This window comes from Amycolatopsis sp. NPDC021455 (assembly GCF_040640995.1).
Taxonomy (GTDB): domain Bacteria; phylum Actinomycetota; class Actinomycetes; order Mycobacteriales; family Pseudonocardiaceae; genus Amycolatopsis.
In genome coordinates, this window is record NZ_JBFACT010000140.1 from 1 (window position 1) to 7,662 (window position 7,662).

Here is a 7,662-nt window from a genome sequence, read left to right on the forward strand (position 1 = left end):
TCGCCGCGTTGCGGGTGCAGAGCCGCCAGAACGTGTCCAGGTCCGTCGTCACGGTAGCCAGCGGGGTGCGCGACGGCGGCGCCCCGCGGTCCAGGCGCCGCCGCGGCCTTGACCGGGCCGGCGAAGTAGGCGAACGAACCCGAGTCGGTCTGCCGCGCCGAACCCTTGACCTCCAGGTAGGCCGAGGTCGCCGTGGCCGTCCCGGCCGACGCGTTCTTCATCGTGCTGACGCAGTTCTGGCCGTTGGACGCGTTGTACGACAGGTACACCGTGCCCGCCGCGCCGCCCGTGCCGAGCGGGGCCGAGTCGATCACGCTGTACCCGCCACCGCAGGCAGGGGCGCCGAGCTGGGTTTCGCTGACCGACGCGAAGCGGATCGTGTCGTTCGCGTGGAACTCGGGGCCCGCCTCGAACAGCACGCCGACCGACGCCTGGGACAGCTGCACCATGTCCGAATAGGCCGCGTCGTCACCCCACACGAGCAGGCTGCCGGCCGTGCCGGTCCAGTTCGCGCCCTCGTCGAACGACGAGTGGATCCGCAGTTCCTTGCGGCGGTCGCACACCGAAGGGGCGGCGAACACGATCCGGTTGTACTTGGCGCCGGTGTCGGTGGCGCTCATCCGCGCCGTCGAGCCTTCGACGACCGGGGTGACGAGGTCGGTGGCGAAGGCGAACTTCGAGCTGAACGTCTCGCCGCCGTCGGAGCTGATCGCGAAGGCCCGGTTGTGCGTGCCGTCCGCCAGGCACTTGTTGTCGTTGTTCGCGTCGTTGCGCGCGGCGGCGTAGACGCGGCCGTCCCTGAGCTCGGTGACGCTGATCTCCTGTGGGTTCATCAGGTCCGTCGTGGACGTGTCGGTCGCCCCGCGGTGCCAGGTGGCGCCCTTGTCGTCGCTGTAGATCAGCGCGCCGGTGTTCTTGCCGCTGATCGTGTAGCTCATCCCGGCGACGAGACGGCCCGCGTGCGCGCCGCGGGTCAGCACGATGCCGTGCGACGGCCCGGTCGCGAGCCAGCCGGGCGCGCTCGCGAAACCGAGCTCCGTGGTCAGGACCTTCGGCGCGGCCCACGTCTTCCCGTTGTCGTCGCTGATGGACACCCGCGGGATGCGGCCGCAGGACGGATTGGTGAAGCACTGCATGGTGGACAGCAGCACGATCCGGTTGCTGCCCGGGATGACGATCGGCGCCGGGTTGCCCTTCACGTCGCCGAAAGCGTCGATGACGGTCTGCAAGGCACCCCACGACTTGCCGCCGTCGGTGGAACGCTTCATCACGAGATCGATCTTGCCGAGGTCGTTGCAGAAGCTGGCGCCGCCGTTGCGGCCCTCGGCGAAGGCGAGCAGATCGCCGTTGTTCGCCTTGACGACAGTGGGAATGCGGTAACAGTCGTGGCCCTCGGTGTTCTTGGTGAACACGAGCGTGCTGGCCACGTCGGCCTGCGCCGCCGCGGTGCCGATCTCCGCCGGGACGGCGACGGCGGCGCACCCCAGCAGCCCGGCCAGCAAGCCCTGGGCGAGTCGGGTGAATTTCACGGTTCGAGCTCCCTACGGATTCGTCTATGTCTCGGCAGAAGCGTCGACACAACCCGTACAAGACCCGTACAACCTCGCGTATAACGAACTATACGTGACCGGGAGGGAAAATTCAGGTGAACGCGGTCAGGGTACCGAACCCGGTCGCCAGCACCAGAAGCGTGGAGAGGAACCCCAGGAGCAGCGCGCGTCCGCCGCCGCGCAGCAGCGTGCCGGGCCGGACGGCGCAGCCGAGGCCGAACAGCGCGCCGGCGAGCAGCAGCGTCGACGCTGTCTTCGCGACGTCGAGCGCGAACGCGGGGAGGAGCCTGGTCGCGCGAACGGCGACCATCGCGAGGAACCCGAGGACGAACAGCGGCACCAGCGGGGTCCGCCCGCCGCGGCGGGTGCGTTCGGCGGCGCCGACGAGCGCGACCACCGGTGCGAGCAGGACGACGCGGCTCAGCTTGACCAGGATCGCCACCCCGGCGCCGGCCGGCCCGGCCGCCGCGACGACCTGGGCGACCTCGTGGACCGAGATCCCGGCCCAGCTGCCGGCCCGGGTGGCGTCCAGGCCGAGGGTGTGGGCGAGCAGGGGGAGCGTGGCCAGGGCCAGGCTGCCGTAGCAGGTGACGAGGGCGACGGCGGTCGCGACGTCTTCGTCGTCGCGGTCGATCACGCCCTCCACCGCGGCGATGGCCGAGGCGCCGCAGATCGAGAACCCGGTGGCGACCAGCAGGGCGAGCCCGCGAGGCACCCGGACCAGCCGGGCGAGGCCGAGCGTGCCGAGGAAGGTGACCGCGACCGTCAGCACGACGGCGGCGAGCGTGCCGGGCCCCAGTGCGAGCACCGTCGGGAGCGCGAGCTGGAGCCCGAGCAGGACGACACCCGCGCGCAGCAGCCGTTTCGTGACGAGGGCCACCGCTCGCCGGTGTTCTTCGCCGAGCACCGGAGTGCTGCCCGCGACGACGCCCAGCACGACCGCGACGGTGAGCGCGCCCAGCACCGGCCACGCCGAGCTCAGCCCGTACGCCGCGGCGACGCCGAGCCCGGTGATCGCGAGGCCGGGGAGGAGGGGTTTCGCCGTCGTCAGTGCCATGCCACCAGCGTCGCCGCGGGCGGGTGCTTCCGGTAGCCGCCGGTTGCGGTGGAGGTCATAGACTGAAGCTATGACCGGACCCGATCTGGACTCGCTGCGCCTGCTGGTGCTCGTCGACGACCTCGGCAGCATCGGCCAGGCCGCCGCCGCGCTCGGCATCGCCCAGCCGTCGGCGAGCAAACGTCTGTCCACTTTGGAGCGGCAATTGGGACTGTCCCTCGTGGACCGGACCCGGCGCGGCTCGGCGCTGACCCCGGACGGCCGGGTGATCGCCGGCTGGGCGCACCGGGTGCTGACCGAAGTGGACGGACTGCGCACCGGCGCGGAGGCCCTGCGCACCCAGCGCGGAGCGCGGCTGCGGGTCGCGGCGAGCATGACGCTCGCCGAGCACTTCGTGCCGGCCTGGATCGGCGAGGTCAAGCGGACCGGGCCGGACACCGACGTCGGCCTGGAGGTGGTGAACTCCGAGCAGGTCGCCGCCCTGGTCGCGGGCGGGCGGGTGGACCTCGGGTTCGTCGAGTCGCCGGGGCCGTGGCCGGGCCTCGCGACCCGCCGCGTCGCGGTGGACCGGCTGGTCGTGGTGGTCCCGGCCGGGCACGCGTGGTCACGGCGGCGCCGCCCGCTCACGGCGGCGGAGCTGGCCGAGACGCCGCTGGTGGTGCGGGAGCCGGGCTCGGGAACGCGCGAGACGGTCGAAACGGCCCTGCGGCGGGCCGGGGCGGGGCCGGTGAAACCGTTGCTGGAGCTGGGTTCGGCTTCGGCGGTGCGCAACGCGGTGATCGCCGGGGCCGGGCCCGCGGTGATCAGCGACTTGGACGTGGTGCGCGAGGTGGCGGGCCGCCGCCTGGCCCCGGTGGCGGTGGACGGCGTCGACCTCGGCCGGGTGCTGCGGGCGGTGTGGCCGGCCGGCCGGCGGCTGGCCGGCCCGGCGGCGGAGTTGCTGACGTTGGCGGTGAAGTCCGGGCCCGCATGAGGCGTGGCCGCGCGCCGGTTCGCGGTCAGCGCGGGGCCGGGCGCCCGGGGTGGCGTGCGGCCGCGGCCCGGGCGGCGTCGACTCGCGCCCGCGGTGGCGGCGTGGCCCCTGATCGGCCCTGCGGCGGAGTTGCCGACTCCACCGGTCATCGCGGGGCCGGGATGGCCCACAAGCCCGCGCACGACGGCGGCCCGCCACCGGATTTCCGGAGGCGGGCCGCCGCCATCGCTCACCAGGGGCGGTCGACCGCTCCGCCGGAGAGCGTGAACGTGATGTAGCCGCCCTGGAAGTCGCTGCGGTACACGCCGTTCACCACGTACTCGTCCGTCCTCGGGTAGTGCAGGTACGACCGCTCCCACCCGAGGGCCGCCCACCGCTTGCGGATCTCGCCCTTCACCGCGTGCGCGCCCGTGGCCACCGTGAAGTAGATCGAGTGGCCGAGGCTGAAGTGGTTGTAGCGGCCGACGCCGTCGGGCGTGCCGGTTTCGTCGGTCGTCGGGTAGCCGAGGCCGCGTTCGTAGTCCAGCGCCGCCCACTTCTTGCGGATCTCGCCGTAGATCGCGTGCGCACCGGTGGCGTTCGTGTAGTAGATCGAACCGACGTTGCTGCCCTTGATGAAGTGGTTGTAGCGGCCGACGCCGTCCGGTGTGCCCGCCTCGTCGGTCGTCGGGTAGCCGAGGCCGCGTTCGTAGTCCAGCGCCGCCCACTTCTTGCGGATCTCGCCGTAGATCGCGTGCGCGCCCGTCGCGGCCGTGTAGTAGATCGAGCCGACGTTGCCGTTGTTGACGAAGTGGTTGTACTGCGCCACCCCGTCCGGCGTGGCCGTGGTGTCGTTCGTCGGCGGGCCGAGGACGCTGTGCCCGCCGAAGGCGACGTACTTCGTCAGCACCGGACCGGTGACGTACCTGGTGCCACCGACCGCGCTCCAGTACAGCCGTCCGTTCGCGTAGGCGCGGTAGTGGACCGGGCCGTCGGTGACCTCGGCCGCCGTCGGTGCTCCCAGCTTCGCCCGCAACGCCGCGTCGCCGTCGTAACGCTGGTCGATCGGGGTCGCGTAGTTCGCCGTCAGCGTCATGTCCGTCGTGCCGACGGTGATGACCCACGTCGTCGCCGTCGGGCCACCTTGCCAGCCGGTGAACTTCGAGACGCCGTCGGTGCCCAGCGGCGCCGCCTCGACGTCGAAGCTGGCGCCCTCGGTCACCAGTGCCGTGCTGACGCCGCCTTCGACCGGGATGCTCAGCGCCGCGGGCTGCGTGCCGAGGAGGGTGATCCGGTGCTGGCGCGGCCTGGCCGTGTACGTCTTGGACGTGGTGACGCCCGCGCTGTCGGTCACCGTCGCGGTGAAGTCCATCCGGGAGTCCGGGTGCTCGGTGAACGGCAGCGAGAAGCTCGTCCCGGTGCCGCCGATGCCGGGGTGCACGTGGCACGTCGCCTCGGTCGGGCAGTGCCGGACCGCGGACGTCCACGTGACCGGCAGCGTGCCGTCTTCGGCGTCGGTCGCGGTCGCGCCGAGGGTGACCTGCTGGTTCACCGCGAACGTCGCCGTGTCACCCGGTGTGGTCAGGGTGATCTCCGGGGTGTGGTTGCCGGGCGCGACCGCGATGGTGGTCGTGCCGGTGGCCCCCAGCGGGTCCCGGACGGTCAGCGTCGCGGTGAACGACTCGGTGCCCGCCGCGTAGGTGTGGTTCACCTGGGCGCCGCTGCCGGTGGTGCCGTCGCCGAAGTTCCAGTCGTAGGTGAGCGGGTCGTTGTCGTAGTCGACCGACGTGGAGCCGTCGAAGGAGACCGTCCGGGTCGCCGGGTCGGTGGTGGACGTGGCGTTCGCCACCGGGGCCGTGTTGCCGGCCGAATAGCTCAGCCGGCGCAGCTTCCCGGACAGGATGTCCGCGTAGACGATGTCGCCGTTGGCCGCGGCCGCGAACTTCACCGGGCCGCCGATGTCGGTGAACGGCGGCGGGTTCTGCGGCGCCTGCGTGAGCTTGCCCTGGTCGTCGTACCTCATCGTCCAGATCTTGTGTCCCACGTAGTCGCCGAAGAAGTAGGCTCCGCGGTAGGCGGCCGGGTAGCTGGATCCGTTGTAGACGATGCCACCGGTGACGCTGTTGCCCTGCATGACGCCGGTGCCGTGCTGGTACTCGAAGATCGGCGGCTGGTTGGCCACCCCGGCGCAGCCGGCGAGCCCGGTGTAGCCCGACGTCGCGTGGGTGCCTTCCCAGCACGGCCAGCCCTGGTTGCTGCCGCGCTGGACGACGTCGACCTCTTCCCACGCGGTCCAGCCGACGTCGCCGGCGACCGGCAGGCCGAGCGTCGGGTCGATGCTGAACCGGAACGGGTTGCGGAAGCCGCGGGCGAACACCTTGCTCGCGGTCGAGCCGGGGTTGGCCGCGTCGTAGTACGGGTTGGACGGCACGCCGTTGCCGGCCGCGGTGAGGTGGAAGATCTTGCCGTACGGCTGGTTGACGTCCTGCGCCCGCAACGCGCCCGGGTCCACCTTGGTGAAGTCGCCGTTGTCGCCGATGGACAGCCACAGCGTCCCGTCCGTGGCGGCGATGACGGTGTCGATGCCGTGGACGTCGAAGAAGCCCGGCACCTCGAACAGCGTCTGCTCCCCGGTCAGGCCGGTCGGCGTGCCCGCCGCGTCCACGCTGACCGTGAACCGCGACAGCCGCATGACGAACCCGCCGGTGACGTTGATCGACCGCGTCAGGTAGATGGTGTGTGACGTCGCGTAGTCGGGGGCGACGGCGATCCCGACCAGGCCCAGGTCGCCGTTGCTGCGGGTCGGCAGTGTCGCGATCGTCTGGCCCGTCCCGGTCTCCGTGAGCCGGCGGACCCGGCCGTCCTTGGCGGTGGCCAGGACGGAACCACCGGGCAGGTAGGCGAAGTCGGTCAGCTGGTACTGGCCCAGACCCGTGTCGGTCTCCCGCAGCACGAACCCCGGCGGAAGTGTCGCCGCCGCGCCCACCTCGGTCGACACGGCGGGCAGCAGGGCCCCTGCCAGCACGGCCACCAGCAAGGCGCGGCGGACTGCTCGAAGCTTTCCGAAAGTCATGTCGGTCCCCTTTCCCGGCAGGTCAGCTATCGCCCGAACGGGGACGGTGGTTGCACCTGAACGCGGAACTTGTCCCTTCCGTGACCCGGGGGAGCATGTTGCACTCGATCGACCGGCGATATATCGTACGAATGTCGGCGATACGACCAACATGGGAGGCAATCATGGTGACGAGTGCGGGAGCGGGACGGGCGTTCGGCGTTTTCGGGGGCGGCCTGTTCGGCGGACCCGGCGGTTTCGGCCGCCCGGACCACGGTCCCGGCGGCCACCCCCACGGCGGCCACGGACCTCACGACCACGGGATCCCGGGCCACGAGGACTGGGACGGCGGCCCCGAGCTGGCGCGCGGCGGGCCGCCGGGCGGCTTCCCGCCGCCTCCGCCCCACCCGCCGCAGCCCCCGGGCTTCCCCGGGTTCCCGGGCGGGCCGGGCTCGTTCGGCGGGCCGGGCGGCTGGGGTGGCGGCGGCCCGTGGCAGCGGCTGCGGGAGTTCCGCGGCGGCGGTCGCCCGCCGGCGCGGCCGGTGCGCCCGGCCGTGCTGGCGCTGCTGGCCGAGGAGCCGATGCACGGCTACCAGCTGATGCAGGAGATCCGGCGCCGCACCCACGACCGGTGGCGGCCCAGCCCCGGGTCGGTCTACCCGATCCTGCAGCAGCTGGAGGACGAGGGCCTGGTCCACACCGCCGAGGCGGCCGGCCGCCGGGTCGCCGAGCTGACCGAGGCCGGCCGGGAGCACGTCGCCGGGCGCGAGGCCGAGTTCGCCGCGCTGTGGGAGGAGCCCGAGGAGGAGCCGGGTGCCGACCGGTTCGCCGCGCTGTGGCACGCGCTCGGAGAGCTGTCCGGCGCGGCCGCGCAGGTCGGCTACACCGGCACCGAGGCCCAGGTGGCCGAGGTGAAGAAGATCCTCGCCGACGCGCGCCGTCGCGTCTACGCGGTCCTCGCCGACGCGGGCCTGGAGGACGAGGACGCCTGACCCGGAAGTCCGTGAAGGCCTCCTTCCCGGCCATAAGAGCCGGGAAGGAGGCCTTCACG

The 7,662-nt window shown here is 72.4% G+C and carries 5 protein-coding genes; 2 read left to right on the forward strand and 3 right to left on the reverse strand.

Going from position 1 to position 7,662, the window contains the following annotated elements:
- Positions 1 to 1,529, reverse strand: a 1,529-nt coding sequence (locus tag AB0G28_RS48790; protein WP_361106381.1) for a sialidase family protein, incomplete at its 3' end; no start/stop codon positions are given.
- 112 nt (positions 1,530 to 1,641) lie between these two features.
- Positions 1,642 to 2,607: a putative sulfate exporter family transporter gene (locus tag AB0G28_RS48795; protein WP_361106384.1), complete on the reverse strand. Its 966-nt coding sequence runs from the start codon at positions 2,605 to 2,607 to the stop codon at positions 1,642 to 1,644.
- A gap of 70 nt (positions 2,608 to 2,677) precedes the next feature.
- On the opposite strand from AB0G28_RS48795, the gene AB0G28_RS48800 reads away from it, so the two are divergent.
- Complete coding sequence (locus tag AB0G28_RS48800; protein ID WP_361106387.1) at positions 2,678 to 3,580, forward strand: LysR family transcriptional regulator; 903 nt, start codon at positions 2,678 to 2,680, stop codon at positions 3,578 to 3,580.
- A gap of 229 nt (positions 3,581 to 3,809) precedes the next feature.
- Here AB0G28_RS48800 and AB0G28_RS48805 read toward each other — a convergent pair whose 3' ends face one another.
- On the reverse strand, positions 3,810 to 6,632 hold the full coding sequence (locus AB0G28_RS48805; RefSeq protein ID WP_361106390.1) for a PQQ-dependent sugar dehydrogenase: 2,823 nt from the start codon (positions 6,630 to 6,632) through the stop codon (positions 3,810 to 3,812).
- A 164-nt stretch (positions 6,633 to 6,796) separates the two neighbouring features.
- Between AB0G28_RS48805 and AB0G28_RS48810 the strand changes: the two genes are divergently transcribed.
- On the forward strand, positions 6,797 to 7,603 hold the full coding sequence (locus AB0G28_RS48810; protein WP_361106393.1) for a PadR family transcriptional regulator: 807 nt from the start codon (positions 6,797 to 6,799) through the stop codon (positions 7,601 to 7,603).
- The last annotated feature ends 59 nt before the right edge of the window (positions 7,604 to 7,662 follow it).

What these genes read in the sequence shown, in the direction of transcription:
- AB0G28_RS48800 (WP_361106387.1), top strand. Translation starts at nt 2,678, where the DNA reads ATGACCGGACCCGATCTGGACTCGCTGCGCCTGCTGGTGCTCGTCGAC.
- AB0G28_RS48805 (WP_361106390.1), bottom strand. Translation starts at nt 6,632, where the DNA reads ATGACTTTCGGAAAGCTTCGAGCAGTCCGCCGCGCCTTGCTGGTGGCC.
- AB0G28_RS48810 (WP_361106393.1), top strand. Translation starts at nt 6,797, where the DNA reads ATGGTGACGAGTGCGGGAGCGGGACGGGCGTTCGGCGTTTTCGGGGGC.
- AB0G28_RS48795 (WP_361106384.1), bottom strand. Translation starts at nt 2,607, where the DNA reads ATGGCACTGACGACGGCGAAACCCCTCCTCCCCGGCCTCGCGATCACC.